Here is a 16305-nt window from a genome sequence, read left to right on the forward strand (position 1 = left end):
TCCATGAAATCCGCCGACCGCCTGCGCCGCCGCATCGTTGCCGCCGGCGTGCTGCTCATTGCCGCGTGCATCGGCTCGGCGGGCTACGACGGCTGGCGGCTGCACCAGCAGATCATGCTGGCCAACGAGCGCGAGCTCGGCAACCTCGCCAAGGCGCTGGCCGAGCAGTCGCTGCGCAGCATGCAGGCGGTGGACGTGGTGCTGCGCGACACCGCGAATTGGTATGCGGCCGAGAGCGGCGACTTCGGCCCCGGCGAGGTATCGCCCGGGCTCGCGTCCCGCACGGTCGGCGTGCCGCAGGTGAGCGTGCTCACCATCGTCGATACCCATGGCATGCAGCGCCACCGCTCGCGCGACACGGGCGGGCCGCTGTCCGATGTGTCCGACCGGCCGTACTTCACCGCGCAGCGCGATTCGCGCGACACGGGGCTCTTCATCAGCGAACCGATGACCACCCGCACGGAAGGCATGCCGGGGCTGGTGGTGTCGCGCCGCATCGACGGGCCGAATGGCGCGTTCGCAGGGGTGGTCACCGCCATCGTCACGCTGCAGCACCTGGAGGGCATGTACTCGGCCATCCAGCTGGGCAAGGGCAGCTCGCTGCTGCTCACGCTGAGCGACGGCACGCTGGTGGTGCGCCAGCCGGGCCCCACCGACCCCGAGAAGAAGCTCAGTTTTCCCGAGCTCGCTGCGTTGAAAGAAGGCGGCAAGGTGGCGCGCGCGATCAACCCGATGGACGGCCGGCCCAAGCTGGTCGCCGCGGTGGGCGTGGGCAAACGGCCGCTGATCCTGGCCATCATGCGCGACGAGGAAGAGGCGCTGCGGCCCTGGTACGACGAGATGTGGAGCTCGGGCATCCGCACGGTGCTGCTGATCCTGCTGGTGGTGCTCACCATCGTCGGCCTCTTGCGCCAGTTGCGTCGGCAGGAGCGCGGCGAGCTGGCGCTGCGCCAGAGCGAAGAACGCTACGCCATGGCCATGGAGGCCGCGAACGAAGGCCATGCCGAATGGAACTTCGCGGAGGACTCGGTGTTCGTCTCCGACAAGTGGCGCGCGCTGCACGGCGTCGATGCGTCGGTGCCGCTGGGCACCTCGGCCGACGTGCTGCGCCATGTGCACCTGCACCCCGACGACGCCCCGCACGCCAGGGCCGCCATCGACGACCACCTGGCCGGACGCACGCACGCGGTCGAGCTCGAATACCGCGTGCGCCACGCCGGCGGCGACTGGCGCTGGATCCACGCGCGCGGCCGCTGCGTGCGCGACGAGGCCGGCGCGGCGCTGCGCCTTTTCGGCGCCGCCACCGACGTGAGCGACCGCAAGCTCGCCGAGGCCGACAAGGCCCGCCTCGAGGCGCGCCTGCAGCAGACGCAACGGCTCGAAGCGCTGGGCACGCTCTCGGGCGGCATCGCGCACGACTTCAACAACATCCTGGGCGCCATCCTCGGCTTCGGCGAAATGGCGCAGCAGCAGGCCGAGGCCGGCAGCGCGATGCGCCGGCACATCGACCGCGTGATGCAGGCCGGCGCCCGCGCGCGCCTCCTGGTGCGGCGCATCCTCGATTTCAGCCGCAGCGGCATCGCCGAGCGCGTGCCGGTCAACATGCAGGCGCTGGTCGAAGAGGTGATCTCGATGCTCGTGCCCACGCTGCCGCCGGGCCTGCGCGTGGACGCGCGGCTGCGGTCCGGCAGCGCGGCCGTGGTGGGCGACGGCACGCAGCTCTACCAGGTGGTGATGAACCTCTGCACGAACGCCGTGCAGGCCATGAGCGATGTGAGCAATGTGAGCGGGGTGGGCGAGGTGGGCGTGGTGGGCGTGGTGAGCCTCAGGCTCGACCGCGTGGACATCGGCGAGAAGCGCGCGCTGCTGCACGGCGACATCGCGCCCGGTTCCTACGTTCGCCTGGACGTGGGCGACACCGGTCCCGGCATTCCGCCCGAGGTGCTGCAGCGCATGTTCGACCCCTTCTTCACCACCAAGAAGGTGGGCGAGGGCACGGGGCTCGGCCTTTCGGTGGTGCATGGCATCGTGGCCGACATCGGCGGCGCGATCGACGTGGCGACCGGGGAGGGCCAGCCCACGGTCGTGTCGGTGTGGCTCCCGGTGCTGCAAGGGCAGGCGGCGCAAGGCGAGCCGGAACAGGCGCCGCTGGACACCGTGCCCGGCTGCCCGCGCGGCAACGGCGAGGTCGTGATGATCGTGGACGACGAGCAGCCGCTGCGCGAGCTGGCCGAGGAACTGCTCGCCAGCCTGGGCTACGAGCCGGTGGGCTTCGGCACCAGCGAGCGTGCGCTGGCCGCGTTCGAGGCCGATCCGCGGCGCTTCGACGCGGTGCTCACCGACGAGATGCTGCCCGGCATGCCTGGCAGCGAGCTGGCGCGGCTGCTGCGGTCCAGGCGCCCGGCGCTGCCGGTGGCGCTGGTGAGCGGCAACGTCAACGTGGCGCTGGAACAGCGCGCGCGCGATGCGGGCGTGGCGGAGGTGCTGCACAAGCCGCTGGGGCTGCAGGAGCTGGCCGAGTGCCTCGCGCGCATCCTGGCGGCCCGACTGCCGGATTGAACCGGGCCCCGTGCGGCACTAACATCGGCGGCCACGCTCCCCCTGGCTTTCGCGCCCCGATCTCCGATGTCCGTCACCACCCTGCTGCTGCAACTCGTCGTCATCCTCACCACCGCGCGCGTCTGCGGCTGGGTGCTTCGCTACCTGGGCCAGCCCAGCGTGGTGGGCGAAATGGCCGCGGGCCTGATGCTCGGGCCGGCGGTGATGGGCGCGCTCTTTCCCTCGCTGCATGCGCAGCTGTTCGCCAAGGATCTGCTGCAAGGCCTGTCTTCGCTCTCGACCGTGGGCCTGGTGCTGTTCATGTTCGTCGTCGGGCTGGAACTGCGGTCCTCGCAGAACATGCGCTCCCAGCTCAAGGCGGCGGGCGCCGTGGGCGTGCTCAGCGTGATCGTGCCGCTGGCGCTGGGCCTGGCGATCTCGCCGACGCTGTACCCCACGCTCGCGCCGGCCGGCGTGGCGTTCTGGCCGTTTGCGCTCTTCATGGCGGCGGCGCTGTCCATCACCGCCTTTCCCGTCATGGCGCGCATCCTGAAGGACCGCGGCATGACGCGCACCTCCTTCGGCCAGCTGTCGCTCAGCGCCGCGGCCGTGGTCGACGTGTTCGCCTGGATCCTGCTGGCCTTCGTGGTGGCCCTGGTGGGCGCGGGCGAGGGCTATGCGGGCCTGGTCAAGATCACGGTCGGCGTGGTGGTGATGCTGGCCTTCCTGTTCTTCGGCCTGAAGCCGGCCTTCGCCTGGCTGCTGCGCGTGAAGGCGCCCGACGGCGAGCCCTCGACCACGGTGATGGCCTCGCTGATGATCGGCCTGCTGCTTACCGCGCTGCTCACCGAATGGCTGCACCTGCATGCGGTGTTCGGCGCCTTCCTGTTCGGCGCCTGCCTGCCGCGCGACGACCGCCTGCTGCGCTCTCTCAGCGAGCGCATCGAGCCCCTCTCCATCGTGGTGCTGATGCCGCTCTTCTTTGCGCTCGCCGGGCTGGGCACCACCGCCAGCGCCTTCACCGGCACGAGCCTGGGCGCGATGCTGCTGATCATCGGCGTGGCCACCGTCGGCAAGATCGCCGGCGGCGCGGCCGGTGCGCGCATGGCCGGCTACAGCTGGCGCGACAGCATGGCCACCGGCTCGCTGATGAATGCGCGCGGGCTGATGGAGCTGATCGTCATCAAGATCGGCTTCGACGTGGGCCTGATCGGCCCCGAGCTCTTCACGATGTTGCTGGTGATGGCGCTCGCCACCACCGCGATGACCGGGCCGCTGATGACGCTGTGCGTCGGCCGCAAGACGAAGCCCGCCACCGACGCGGCGGCACCGGCCGAAGCCCAGGTGCACGCCAAGCCCTGAACGCGAGGCGCTGCTTCAGCCGTTGCGGCGCACGGTGAAGCCGATGCGCGTTGCACCGCCCTCGCTCGACGCGAACACGCGCCCGCCGTGCATGCGCGCGATGGCCTCGACGATGGCAAGCCCCAGCCCGTGGTGCCGCGTCGATCCGTCGCGCGCCTGCGCGGCGCGGTAGAAGCGCTCGAAGAGGCGAGGGAGCGCGGCCTGATCGATCGGCGCCCCGCGGTTCACGACCGAGAGGATGAACTCGTCGCGCTCCTCCCTCAGTTCGATCCCGATGGCCGAAGCCGGCGCGGCAAAGCGGATCGCGTTGCCCAGCAGGTTGGAGAGCGCGCGGCGAACGAGCGAAGCGTCCACGTCGGCCATCGCATCGCCGGTGACCTCGGCCTTCAGCCCCGCCTCGTCGAGCATCGCATCGTAGAAGTCGATCACGTCGCGCGCCTGCGCCGCCAGGCTCACGACGGCACGCGAGCGCGTGGGGGTGCCGCGGTCGGCCTTCGAGAGAAACAGCATGTCGGTGACGATGCCCGAGAGGCGGCCGATCTCCTCGAGATTGGATGTCAGCACGCCCTGCAGCTCTTCGTTCGAGCGTTGCCGCGTGAGCGCGAGTTCGGTAGAGCCGATCAGGTTCGCGAGCGGCGTGCGCAGCTCGTGCGCCACGTCGGCGTTGAAGGATTCGAGCTGCACATAGGCGCGCTGCACCCGCAGCAGCAGTGCGTTGAACTGCGTGATCCACGGGCGCAGCTCTTCGGCGAAGGCCAGCGCATCGATCGGCTGGTTGGCCTTGTCGGGCGCCATGGCCGCGGTCCGTTCGGCCAGCGCCTTCAGCGGACGCAGGCCGCGCCGCACCAGCCACATGCCCGTGAGCGACACCAGCGCGGTGCCCAGCACCACGGCACCGAGCAGCGTCCATGCGAGCCGCTCGAGCAGCCGCGCTTCCTGCGCCACGTTCACGCCCAGCTGCACCTGCAACTGGGTTGCGGGTCCGCCTTGCTGCCAGGGCACCGTGAGATCGCGCCGCATCCAGCGCCCGCCCGCCGTGGGCCGCGACTGAAACAGCGGCTGGCCCGCATGCGAGATCGACAGGCTCACGTCGTCCTGCATCGAGAAGAAGTCGTCCAGCTTGTGCCTGAGGAAGACGAGGTCGCCGCCTTTCTCGGCCTCCTTGAGCAGGTGCTGCACCAGCACCGCCTTCTGGGCGAGTTCGTCCTCCTGCTTCTGGCCGAAGTTCCAGGCCGTCACGAGGTAGATGGCCAGGCAGATCACGCTGAGCCCGAACAGTGTCTGCGCGGCGAACCAGAGCGAGAGCCGGCGCTGGATCGAGTTCGGCGGACTCATCGCGAAAATGCCGCGGAACCGGCTTTGCCGTGCCGCGGGCATCGCCCTCCGCAAGGGCGTGGGCGGCCCCACGAAGCGGGCAAGCCTGGGGGCGGGTTCATGCCCAGGAACGGTCTTCCAGCACGTAGCCCATGCCGCGCACGGTGTGCAGCAGCTTCACCTCGAACGGATCGTCGATCTTGCTGCGCAGGCGCCGGATGGCCACTTCCACCACGTTGGTGTCGCTGTCGAAGTTCATGTCCCACACCTGCTCGGCGAGCGTGGTGCGGGAAAGGATCTGGCCGCGCCGGCGCAGCAGCACCACGAGCAGCGTGAACTCCTTGGCCGTGAGGTCCAGCCGCGCACGGTTGCGAAACACCTTGCGGCTGGCCATGTCCAGCTCCAGGTCGGCCAGGCGCAGCACCGTGGAGTCTTGCGCCTTGCCACGCCGCAGCAGCGCCTGCACGCGCGCCAGCAGCTCGGAGAAAGAGAAGGGCTTGACCAGGTAGTCGTCCGCGCCCTGCTGCAGGCCCTGCACGCGGTCCTCGACCTTGTCGCGCGCGGTGAGCACCAGCACGGGCACGTTCTTCGTGCGGCGTATGGCCTGCAGCACGGCGAATCCGTCGATGCCGGGCAGCATCACGTCGAGCAGTACCAGCGCGTAGTCTCCCTCGGTGGCGAGGTAACGGCCTTCGATGCCGTCGCGGGCTATGTCGACCACATATCCGTTTTCCTCCAGCCCTTTTTTCAGGTAATCGCCCAGTTTGGGCTCGTCTTCGATGACAAGAATTCGCATCGTCGGATCGTACCCAATACCTCTCAAAACACTGGTTACGATTTAGTAATCCTATTGACAGACAAAGCCCCAGCCTCGCGTCATACATTGCGCCGGGCCCTCGAACCGCAGGGCCTTTGCGGGATGTGGACTTCACCCCCGTCGATATACTTTTTGGCCCATGCGTCGCTGGCTCCTCATCTTTCTGCTGCTCCTGCTTCCGTTCCAGCTCAGCTGGGCGGCGTCGGCGGCGTATTGCGAGCACGAGCGCGATACGCAGCCCGGGCACTGGGGCCATCACGAGGAGGATGCCCGCGGCACCGATCGCACGCACACCGGCGACGGCGCCAAGAAGAACTCCACCACGCAGCCCAACGGCGCGGTCGGCCACTGCATCGTGAGCCACTGCGGTTGCGCGCAGCATGTGAACGTGGCGGTCGGCGATGCGGCCGATGCACCGCAGTTGCCCCAGGTGCTGCACGCCCGATCGGAAGAGCGTTTCGTTTCTCATGTCTCCGAAGTCCCCGTGCGCCCCGCACGGTCTCTCGCCCTCTGATTCGGCGAGAGAACACCACCCACCACTGATCCTTTTCATCAGCTGAGCTCTCGCCGAATTCGTCCGTCCGTTGTTTTGCAACCCAGGAGAATTCGATGCGCACGCTCTTCGTGCCGCTGGCCGTATTGGCCTTGGCGGTGCCCCCGGCCTATTCACAGCAGCAGCCCCCGCAGTCGCAGGCGGCTGCCAGCCCTCTGTCATCCTCATCCCGACCGGCCGCCAGGACGCTGGAGCCCGCAGGCCCGCTGACCCTTCGCGGCGCCGTCGCGATGGTGCTGCAGTCCAACCCCAGCCTGTCCGCTGCGTCGCGGGAGCAGGAGGCCACCGAGGGCGCCGTCGTGCAGGCCGGCGCCTGGCCCAACCCGGTGCTCGGCGCGCAGCTGGAAGACCTGCGCCGCGACAACCGCACCACCACGCTGCAGTTGAGCCAGCCCATCGAGCTGGGCGGCAAGCGCGCGGCCCGCGTGACGGCGGCAGAGCGTGCGCGCGACCAGGCCGCGTCGGCGCTCGTCGCACGCCGCTCGGAACTGCGGGCTTCGGCCGTCACGCTGTTCTTCGAGGTGCTGACCGCACAGGAGCGCCTGCGGCTCGCGCAGGATTCCGTCGGCCTCGCGCAGGTCGCGACGAAGGCGGCCGTGAACCGCGTCACGGCCGGCAAGGTCTCGCCGCTGGAGGAAACCCGCGCGCGCGTGGCCGAGGCGGGCGTGCGCGTCGAACTGCTGCAGGCCGAGGGCACGCTGCGCTCGGCTCGCCAGCAACTCGCCGCGCTGTGGGGCAACCCGGCACCGCGCTTCACGCAGGTGGAGGGCGCGGTTGATCAGTTGCCCACGCTCGCCTCGGCGCAGGACGTGGAAGGCCGGCTCTTCGCGGCGCCCGTGCTGCGGCAGGCGCGGCTCGAGGTCGAGCGGCGCGAGGCGCTCTCCAGCCTGGAGCAGGCCAAGCGCATCCCCGACATCACCGTCTCGCTCGGCGCCAAGCGCGTGCCGGCGTCCACCGACACCGAAAGCGCGAGCAGCCGCCGCAACCAGGTCGTCGTCGGCTTCTCGGTGCCGCTGCCGATCTTCGACACCAACCGCGGCAACCTCGCCGAGGCATTGAGCCGCGAGGAGAAAGCACGCGACGACCTCGCCGCCGCCGAGCTGCAACTGGGCGCCGACGTGGCGCAGGCCACCGAGCGCCTGCGCTCGGCGCGCGCCACCGCAGAGACGCTGCAGCGCGATGCACTCCCCGGCGCCGAGACCGCCTACAAGGCCGCGACCAAGGGCTTCGAGTTGGGCAAGTTCAGTTTTCTCGAAGCGCTCGATGCGCAGCGCACGCTGTTCCAGGTGCGGAACCACTACCTCGTCGCGCTGGCCGATGCGCACCGCGCGGCCGGCGAGCTCGACCGCCTGCTCGGCACCGATGGCGAAGAAACCCTGCACGCGACGCCCGTCGTGCGCTGACAAGGACTCCACAGATCATGAACACGCAAGAAGAACGCAAGACCTTCGTCGAGCGCATCGGCAAGAAGCAGTGGACGGCCATCGTGGCCGTGCTGGTCGTGGGCCTCGCGGCGGGCGCACTCATCCTGCGCACCGCGCCGGCCAAGCCCGAGGCGGCCGGCCATTCGGAAGCCGAAGGGCATGCCGACGGCGAGCACCACGAAGAAGGAAAGGCCGAAGGCAAGGACCATGGCCATGACCACGGTCATGAAGAGGCCAAGGGCCATGGCGACAAGGAGCACCACGAAGAGGAGTCCAAGGAAGCCAAGGAAGCCGGGGAGAAGGGCGCTCCCGGAGAAGCGAAGGCGAAGGCCGAATCGAAGGCGCACAAGGAAGACGAAGAAAAGATCGCCTTCACCGACGAGCAGGTCAAGGCCGCCGGCATGGCCATCGAAAGCGCCGGCCCCGCACGCATCAAGACCTCGCTGCAGTTGCCCGGCGAGATCAAGTTCAACGAAGACCGCACGGCCCACGTGGTGCCGCGCGTGGCGGGCGTGGTCGACAGCGTGTCGGCCAACCTGGGCCAGGAGGTCAAGCGCGGGCAGGTGCTCGCGGTGCTCTCCAGCCCGGGGCTCTCGGAGCAGCGCAGCGCGCTGCAATCGGCGCAGCGGCGGCTCGAACTGGCGCGCACCACCTACGAGCGCGAGAAGAAGCTGTGGGAAGAAAAGATCTCGCCCCAGCAGGACTACCTGCAGGCCCAGCAGGCCATGCAGGAGGCGCAGATCGCCGTGGCCAATGCCAACCAGAAGCTGCTGGCGCTGGGCGCCACGCCGGGCTCCGCCGCGCTCGGCCGCTACGAGCTGCGCGCGCCCTTCGACGGCATGGTGGTCGAGAAGCACATCTCGCTGGGCGAATCGGTGGGCGAGGCCGTCAACGTGTTCACCATCTCCGACCTCTCGACCGTGTGGGCCGAGATCAGCGTGGCGGCCAACAACCTGAACCTGGTGCGCATCGGCGAGCCGGTGACCATCCGCTCGAGCGCGTTCGACCAGACCGCGAGCGGCACCGTGTCGTACGTGGGTTCGCTCATCGGGGCGCAGACGCGCACGGCCACGGCACGCGTCACGCTCACCAACCCGCAGCGCGTGTGGCGCCCGGGCCTGTTCGTGAGCGTGGAGCTGGTGGCGTCCGAGGCGGACGCGCCCGTCACGGTGGCCGCCGATGCGGTGCAGACCGTGGAGGAGAAGCCCACCGTCTTTCTGAAGGTGCCCGGCGGCTTCATGCCGCAGCACGTGCAGACCGGCCGCAGCGACGGCCAGCGCATCGAGATCGTGGGCGGCCTGAAGCCCGGCGCGCCCTATGCGGCCAGCGGCAGCTTCGTCGTGAAGTCGCAGCAGGGCAAGAGCTCTGCCACGCACACCCACTGAGGACGCCGCATGTTCGAACGAATCATCGGGTTCTCCATCGCGCAGCGCTGGCTGGTGCTGCTCGCCGTGCTCGGCATGGCCGCGCTCGGCGTCTTCAGCTACCAGAAGCTGCCCATCGACGCGGTGCCCGACATCACCAACGTGCAGGTGCAGATCAACACCGCCGCCCCCGGCTATTCGCCGCTCGAAGCCGAGCAGCGCGTGACCTACCCCATCGAGACGGTGATGGCGGGCCTGCCGGGCCTGCAGCAGACCCGCTCGCTCTCGCGCTACGGCCTCTCGCAGGTGACGGTGATCTTCCAGGACGGCACCGACATCTACTTCGCACGGCAACTGGTGAACGAGCGCATCCAGTCGGCGCGCGAGCGCATGCCCGGCGGCATCTCGCCGGTGATCGGGCCGATCTCGACGGGCCTGGGCGAGATCTACCTCTGGACCGTCGAGGCGCAAGAGGGCGCGAAGAAGCCCGACGGCAAGCCCTATACGCCCACGGACCTGCGCGAAATCCAAGACTGGATCATCAAGCCGCAGCTGCGCAACGTGAAGGGCGTGACCGAGATCAACTCCATCGGCGGCTACGACAAGGAATACCAGATCGCGCCCGACCCCGCGAAGCTCCTGGCGCACGGCCTCACGATGACCGACCTGGTCATCGCGCTGGAGCGCAACAACGCGAACGTGGGCGCGGGCTACATCGAGAAGCGCGGCGAGCAGTACCTCATCCGCGCGCCGGGGCAGGTGAAGTCGGTGGAGGACATCGGCAACGTGATCCTTGCAAATCCGAACAACGGTGCGGGCGGCATTCCGCTGCGCGTGCAGGACGTGGCCGAGGTCGGCATCGGCCAGGAGCTGCGCACCGGCGCCGCCACCGACAACGGCCGCGAGGTGGTGCTGGGCACCGTCTTCATGCTGATCGGCGAGAACAGCCGCACCGTGTCGCAGGCCGTCGACAAGAAGATGCAGGAGGTCAACCGCACGCTGCCCGCGGGCGTGAAGGCCGTCACCGTGTACGACCGCACGGTGCTGGTCGACAAGGCCATCGCCACGGTGAAGAAGAACCTCCTGGAGGGCGCGGTGCTGGTGATCGCGATCCTGTTCCTGTTTCTCGGCAACATCCGCGCGGCGCTGATCACCGCGCTGGTGATTCCGCTGTCGATGCTCTTCACCTTCACCGGCATGGTGAACCAGAAGGTCAGCGCCAACCTCATGAGCCTGGGCGCGCTGGACTTCGGGATCATCATCGACGGGGCGGTGGTGATCGTGGAGAACTGCGTGCGAAGGCTCGCCCATGCGCAGGCGAAACACGGCCGGCCGCTCACGCGCAGCGAGCGCTTCCATGAAGTGTTCGCCGCTTCGCAGGAGGCGCGGCGTCCGCTGCTGTTCGGGCAGCTCATCATCATGATCGTGTACCTGCCGATCTTTGCGCTCACGGGCGTGGAGGGCAAGCTCTTCCACCCGATGGCCTTCACCGTGGTGATTGCGCTGGTGGGCGCGATGATCCTGTCGATCACCTTCATTCCCGCCGCGGTGGCGCTTTTCATCGGCAACAAGGTCAGCGAGAAGGAGAACCGGCTGATGGTGTGGGCCAAGCGCGGTTATGAACCCCTGCTGGCGCGCGTGATGACGGCCAAGCCGCTGGTCATCACCACGGCCGTGGTGGCGGTGCTGCTCTCGGGCCTCTTGGCCACCCGGCTGGGCACGGAGTTCGTGCCCAGCTTGAGCGAGGGCGACTTCGCGATCCAGGCGCTGCGCATTCCGGGCACCAGCCTCACGCAATCGGTCGAGATGCAAAAGCAGCTCGAACGCACGCTGAAGGCGAAGTTTCCCGAGATCGAGCGCGTGTTCGCGCGCACCGGCACGGCCGAGATCGCCTCGGACCCGATGCCGCCGAACATTTCCGACGGCTACATCATGCTCAAGCCCGAGAGCGAGTGGCCCACGCCGCGCCGCACGCGCGCCGAGTTGTTGACGGCGGTGCAGGAAGAGGTCGAGAAGCTGCCGGGCAACAACTACGAGTTTTCCCAACCGATCCAGCTGCGCTTCAACGAGCTCATCTCGGGCGTGCGCAGCGACGTGGCGGTGAAGATCTTCGGCGACGACATGGACGTGCTGAACAAGACCGCCGCCGAGGTATCGCAGACCCTGGGCAAGATTCCCGGTGCGGCCGAGGTGAAGGTCGAGCAGACCACGGGCCTGCCGATGCTCACGGTGAACATCGACCGCCAGAAGACCGCGCGCTACGGCCTGAACGTGGGCGACGTGCAGGACGCGATTTCCATCGCGGTCGGCGGGCGCGAGGCGGGCACGCTGTTCGACGGCGACCGGCGCTTCGACATCCTCGTGCGCCTGCCCGAGAACCTGCGCACCGACCTGGAGGCGATCAAGCGGCTGCCGGTCGCGCTGCCCAAGGGCGCGGGCGGCGAGGGGTTGCGCACCAGCTTCATCCCGCTCGGCGAAGTCGCCACGCTGGAGCTCGCGCCGGGGCCGAACCAGGTGAGCCGCGAGAACGGCAAGCGCCGCATCGTGGTGAGTGCCAACGTGCGCGGCCGCGACCTGGGCTCCTTCGTGGCCGAGGCCGAGGAAGCGATGCGCAAGGTGACCATTCCCACCGGCTACTGGACCGAGTGGGGCGGCCAGTACGAGAACCTCGCCTCGGCCACGCAGCGCCTGCAGGTGGTGGTGCCGGTGTCGCTGCTGCTGGTGTTCACGCTCCTCTTCGCGATGTTCGGCAACCTGAAGGACGGCCTCCTGGTGTTCACCGGCATCCCGTTCGCGCTCACCGGCGGCATCGTGGCGCTGTGGATGCGCGGCATCCCGCTGTCGATCTCGGCGGCGGTGGGCTTCATCGCGCTCTCGGGCGTGGCGGTGCTCAACGGGCTGGTGATGATCTCGTTCATCCGCAACCTGCGGGAAGGCGGGCTGCCGCTGGACGAGGCCATCCGCGAAGGCGCGCTCACCCGGCTGCGGCCGGTGCTGATGACGGCGCTGGTGGCGTCGCTGGGCTTCGTGCCGATGGCGATCGCCACCGGCACCGGTGCCGAGGTGCAGCGGCCGCTGGCGACGGTGGTGATCGGCGGTATCCTGTCCTCGACCGCGCTGACGTTGCTGGTGCTGCCGCTGCTCTATCGCATCGCCCACCGCCGCGACGAAGACGAGGCGCTGGAAGAAGTGCGCGAGCGGCAGCACGGCACGCCGCTCGATCCTTCTCAAGGTTCTCAGGGAACTCAAGGAGCGATGCCCCATGGCACATGACCATGCCCACGCGGTGGGCGGCAACGAGCGCGCGCTGCGCTGGGCCTTGCTGCTGACTTCGCTCTACCTCGTGGCCGAGGTGGTGGGCGGGCTGGTGTCGGGGAGCCTCGCGCTGCTCTCGGACGCGGCCCACATGTTCACCGACACGGTGGCGCTCGCGATCTCGCTGGCGGCCATCTGGATCGGCAAGCGGCCCGCGGACAAGCGGCGCACCTTCGGCTACTACCGCTTCGAGATCCTTGCGGCCGTGCTCAATGCGGTGCTGCTGTTCTTCGTGGCGATCTACGTCCTGTACGAGGCATACAGGCGCATCTCGGCCCCGGCCGAGATCCAGTCGACCATGATGCTGCTGGTGGCCGTGGGTGGGCTGGCCGTCAACCTCGTCGGCATGCGGCTGCTTTCGTCAGGCAAGGACAAGAGCCTGAACGTGAAGGGCGCGTACCTGGAGGTGTGGGCGGACATGCTGGGCTCGATCGGCGTGATCGCCGGCGCGCTGGTGATCCGCTTCACCGGATGGGCGTGGGTCGATTCGGTGATCGCCGTGGCCATCGGGCTGTGGGTGCTGCCGCGCACGTGGCGGCTGTTGCGCGAGAGCCTGAATGTGCTGCTCGAAGGCGTGCCCGACGAGGTGGACCTGCCTGCTGTCGAAGCTGCGCTGCGGGGCAGCGAGGGCGTCGCGAGCCTGCACGACCTGCATGTGTGGGCGCTCTCCAGCGGCAAGGTGAGCCTGAGCGTGCACGTGGTGTGCACGCCGGAGGTGGGCGACATGGCGCCGCTGATGCTGCAACTGCGCGCCTTGCTGGCGGAACGCTTCGATATCCACCATTCGACCGTGCAGGTCGAGCGGGTGCCGTGCGAGCAGGTCGCCGAGAGTCACGGGTTCGGGCCTGCAGGAACGGCCGCCTAGCCGACCGGATCGGGTCGATTTCGGGATTTTTCGATCCCGGTGTCACAAACGCCCCCCACTGGACGTCTTCCTCGCATGGACGCCCACGGGGGCGTACCTTTTTGACCCCCTTTTCCCTTTACCGAGGAATCGACCATGAAGATCGTCATCATCGGAGGCTCTGGCCTCATCGGCTCCAAGCTCGCCCCGCGTCTGCGCGAGGCGGGCCACGAGGTCATCGCGGCCTCGCCCTCCACGGGCGTCAACACCCTCACCGGCGAAGGCCTGAAGGAGGCGTTGGCAGGTGCGCAAGTCGTCGTCGACGTGGCGAATTCGCCTTCGTTCGAGGACGAGGCGGCGCTCCATTTCTTCGACACCGCGGGCCGCAACCTGCTGGCGGCCGAGGCAGAGGCCGGCGTGGCGCACCACGTCGCGCTGTCGGTGGTCGGTACCGATCGCCTGCTGGCCAGCGGGTACTTCCGCGCCAAGCAACGCCAGGAAGAGCTGATCGAGGCCTCGCCCGTGCCCTGGACCATCGTGCAGGCCACCCAGTTCTTCGAGTTCGTGGCCGGCATCGCCGACGGGAGCGTGAAGGGCGGCGAGGTGCGGCTGTCGAACGCGCTGATCCAGCCGATGGCGGCGGACGACGTCGCCGCCGCGCTGGCCGTGGTGGTGGCCGAGCCGCCCGCAAAAGGGCGCATCGAGATCGCGGGGCCCGAGGCGTTGCCGCTGGACGCGCTGGTGCGCCGCCTGTTCGCGGCGACTGGCGACAAACGGCCGGTCGTCACCGATGCCCAGGCGAGCTACTTCGGTGTGCACCTGGACGACCGCTCGCTGACGCCCGGCACCGCGCCGCGCCTCGGGGCGACCCGCTTCGAGGACTGGCTTGCGCAGCGCGCGCAGGCCCGATGAACCGCCGGCGACCCGCCTGTCCATTCAATTCGTTCAAGGCCCGCGGTGCGGGCCGGAAAGACAACCCATGACCCGATTCCAGAAGACCTGCATCTCCCTCGGCCTCGCACTCGGCATGTTCGCTGCGATGCCCGCCCTGGCGGCCCCCGAAGCCGCCGCAACCGTCCTCATGACCAAGGACCTGGCGGACATGCCCGGCAAGGAGGCGATCTCGTTCATCGTCGACTTTCCGCCGGGCTCGGTCGATCCGGTCCACCGCCACGATGCCCATGCCTTCATCTACGTGCTCGAAGGATCGATCGTGATGGGCGTGAAGGGCGGCAAGGAGGTCACGCTGACCCCGGGCCAGACCTTCTACGAAGGCCCGGGCGACATCCACACGGTCGGCCGCAACGCCAGCAAGACCAAGCCCGCGAAGTTCCTGGTGACGATGGTCAAGGACAAGGGCGCGCCGTTGCTGACGCTGGTCAAGTGACGCTTGGCGCCGCATGGCGCCATGAGCGGGGGGACAGGCAGGCGCTCAGCGCGCCGGCCGGATCGCCGACTTGGGCCTGAAGGCCTTGCAGACCGCGTCGTCGGTCTCCAGGTACGGCCCGCCGATCAGGTCGATGCAATAGGGCACCGCCGCGAAGATGCCCGGCACGACCTGCACGCCCTCGGTGTCCTTCAGGCCTTCGAGCGTTTCGGCAATCGACTTCGGCTGCCCCGGCAGATTGACGATCAGGCTCTTGTCGCGGATCACCGCCACCTGCCGCGAGAGGATCGCGGTCGGCACGAAGCGCAGGCTGATCTGGCGCATCTGCTCCCCGAAGCCCGGCATTTCCTTGTGCGCGACGGCCAGGGTGGCCTCGGGCGTCACGTCCCGCAGGGCCGGGCCGGTGCCCCCGGTGGTGAGCACCAGCGAGCAGCCGGCGTCGACCAGTTCGATCAGCGTGGCGCTGATCAGGGCGGTTTCGTCGGGAATCAGCCGGGGCTCGAATGCGATCGGGTTCTTCAGTGCCCGGCCCAGCCATTCCTTCAGCGCGGGCAGGCCCTTGTCTTCATAGGTGCCGCTGGAGGCGCGGTCGCTGACGGAGACGATGCCGATGCGTACCGGGTCGAACGGCGAACTCATGCGTCCTCTTCCCGGTCCTGCGCGGCGGCGGCCGCCGCGTGGTCGTCGCCGCCATGCACGGCCAGTTGCTCGCGCACCAGCTGGAAGATCTCGCGGTAGGCCTTGCCCTGGCGGGGCGCCTCGCCCGCGGGCCCGGTCTTCATGTCCTTGCGGGCCTGGCGCACCAGGGCGCGCATCTGCTGGGCGTCGGTGGCGGGGTGGGTTTCGATCCAGCCGCCCAGGGCATCGTCGTCGGCGATCAGCCGGTCGCGCCAGCGTTCGGCCTCGTGCAGGGCGGCGGTTTCGGCGGCCGGCGTGCTGTTCTGCTCGGTCAGCGCGAGCTTCACGGCCTCCAGCACGTCGGGTTCGAGCTTGCGCATCAGCTTGCCGATGAACTGCATCTGGCGGCGCTTTCCCTCGAAGTTGGTGATGCGCTTGGCTTCGGCGACGGCGTCGACCAGTTTTTCGTCCAGCTGGAGCGCATCGAAAAGGGCGGCGCGCAGGCCTAGCAGTTCGGTGCCGAGCTTTTGCAGTTCGTCGCTTTCGCGCTTGAGATCGGTGCGGCTGGATTCGTCGGTGCCCTTGAGCTCACGCTTGAGCTCCAGGTCGAGTTCGCTGCCTTCGGCGACGAACTGGCCACGGACGAAATAGCCTTTTTTGGGTTTGCGGGACATGTGGGTGGATTCTGGGCCGCACCGTGCGGCGTTGCAATGTGCGCAACAGACCGTGGGGAGACAGTGGGAAAACGGGGAATTGGGGGGCGCAAGTA

The 16305-nt window shown here is 68.8% G+C and carries 13 protein-coding genes; 9 read left to right on the top strand and 4 right to left on the bottom strand.

Annotated features, from left to right (window positions below; genetic code table 11):
• Nucleotides 1-3 precede the first annotated feature (3 nt).
• Both BM133_RS01650 and BM133_RS01655 read left to right on the top strand, forming a co-directional pair.
• Complete coding sequence (locus BM133_RS01650; RefSeq protein ID WP_093431189.1) at nucleotides 4-2559, top strand: ATP-binding protein; 2556 nt, start codon at nucleotides 4-6, stop codon at nucleotides 2557-2559.
• Nucleotides 2560-2625: 66 nt separating this feature from the next.
• Nucleotides 2626-3900, top strand: coding sequence for a cation:proton antiporter (locus BM133_RS01655; protein ID WP_093431190.1), 1275 nt, complete (start codon nucleotides 2626-2628; stop codon nucleotides 3898-3900).
• A gap of 15 nt (nucleotides 3901-3915) precedes the next feature.
• On the opposite strand, the gene BM133_RS01660 is transcribed toward BM133_RS01655, so the two are convergent.
• The gene (locus BM133_RS01660; protein ID WP_093434959.1) at nucleotides 3916-5235 is read right to left on the bottom strand and encodes a heavy metal sensor histidine kinase; all 1320 of its coding nucleotides are present in this window, start codon (nucleotides 5233-5235) and stop codon (nucleotides 3916-3918) included.
• Nucleotides 5236-5332: 97 nt separating this feature from the next.
• Nucleotides 5333-6010, bottom strand: a complete 678-nt coding sequence (locus BM133_RS01665; protein WP_093431192.1) for a heavy metal response regulator transcription factor — start codon at nucleotides 6008-6010, stop codon at nucleotides 5333-5335.
• A 160-nt stretch (nucleotides 6011-6170) separates the two neighbouring features.
• Between BM133_RS01665 and BM133_RS01670 the strand changes: the two genes are divergently transcribed.
• The 7 genes from BM133_RS01670 (at nucleotide 6171) to BM133_RS01700 (ending at nucleotide 14918) form a co-directional block, all read left to right on the top strand.
• Entirely contained in the window at nucleotides 6171-6545 is a 375-nt protein-coding gene (locus BM133_RS01670; RefSeq protein WP_093431193.1) for a hypothetical protein, read from the top strand.
• A 95-nt stretch (nucleotides 6546-6640) separates the two neighbouring features.
• Complete coding sequence (locus BM133_RS01675; RefSeq protein ID WP_093431195.1) at nucleotides 6641-7987, top strand: TolC family protein; 1347 nt, start codon at nucleotides 6641-6643, stop codon at nucleotides 7985-7987.
• A 17-nt stretch (nucleotides 7988-8004) separates the two neighbouring features.
• Nucleotides 8005-9393, top strand: a complete 1389-nt coding sequence (locus BM133_RS01680; RefSeq protein ID WP_093431196.1) for an efflux RND transporter periplasmic adaptor subunit — start codon at nucleotides 8005-8007, stop codon at nucleotides 9391-9393.
• A gap of 9 nt (nucleotides 9394-9402) precedes the next feature.
• Complete coding sequence (locus BM133_RS01685; RefSeq protein ID WP_093431198.1) at nucleotides 9403-12645, top strand: CusA/CzcA family heavy metal efflux RND transporter; 3243 nt, start codon at nucleotides 9403-9405, stop codon at nucleotides 12643-12645.
• Nucleotides 12635-13552, top strand: a complete 918-nt coding sequence (locus tag BM133_RS01690; protein WP_093431199.1) for a cation diffusion facilitator family transporter — start codon at nucleotides 12635-12637, stop codon at nucleotides 13550-13552. Before BM133_RS01685 ends, BM133_RS01690 begins: the two co-directional genes overlap by 11 nt.
• 135 nt (nucleotides 13553-13687) lie before the next feature.
• Nucleotides 13688-14443: an SDR family oxidoreductase gene (locus tag BM133_RS01695; protein ID WP_093431201.1), complete on the top strand. Its 756-nt coding sequence runs from the start codon at nucleotides 13688-13690 to the stop codon at nucleotides 14441-14443.
• A gap of 67 nt (nucleotides 14444-14510) precedes the next feature.
• Entirely contained in the window at nucleotides 14511-14918 is a 408-nt protein-coding gene (locus tag BM133_RS01700) for a cupin domain-containing protein (protein ID WP_093431202.1), read from the top strand.
• A gap of 45 nt (nucleotides 14919-14963) precedes the next feature.
• Here BM133_RS01700 and mog read toward each other — a convergent pair whose 3' ends face one another.
• Entirely contained in the window at nucleotides 14964-15557 is a 594-nt protein-coding gene (gene mog, locus BM133_RS01705; RefSeq protein ID WP_093431204.1) for a molybdopterin adenylyltransferase, read from the bottom strand.
• Complete coding sequence (yjgA, locus tag BM133_RS01710) at nucleotides 15554-16210, bottom strand: ribosome biogenesis factor YjgA (protein ID WP_093431205.1); 657 nt, start codon at nucleotides 16208-16210, stop codon at nucleotides 15554-15556. Before yjgA ends, mog begins: the two co-directional genes overlap by 4 nt.
• Between the last annotated feature and the right edge of the window lie 95 nt (nucleotides 16211-16305).

This window comes from Variovorax sp. 770b2 (assembly GCF_900115685.1).
Taxonomy (GTDB): domain Bacteria; phylum Pseudomonadota; class Gammaproteobacteria; order Burkholderiales; family Burkholderiaceae_C; genus Variovorax.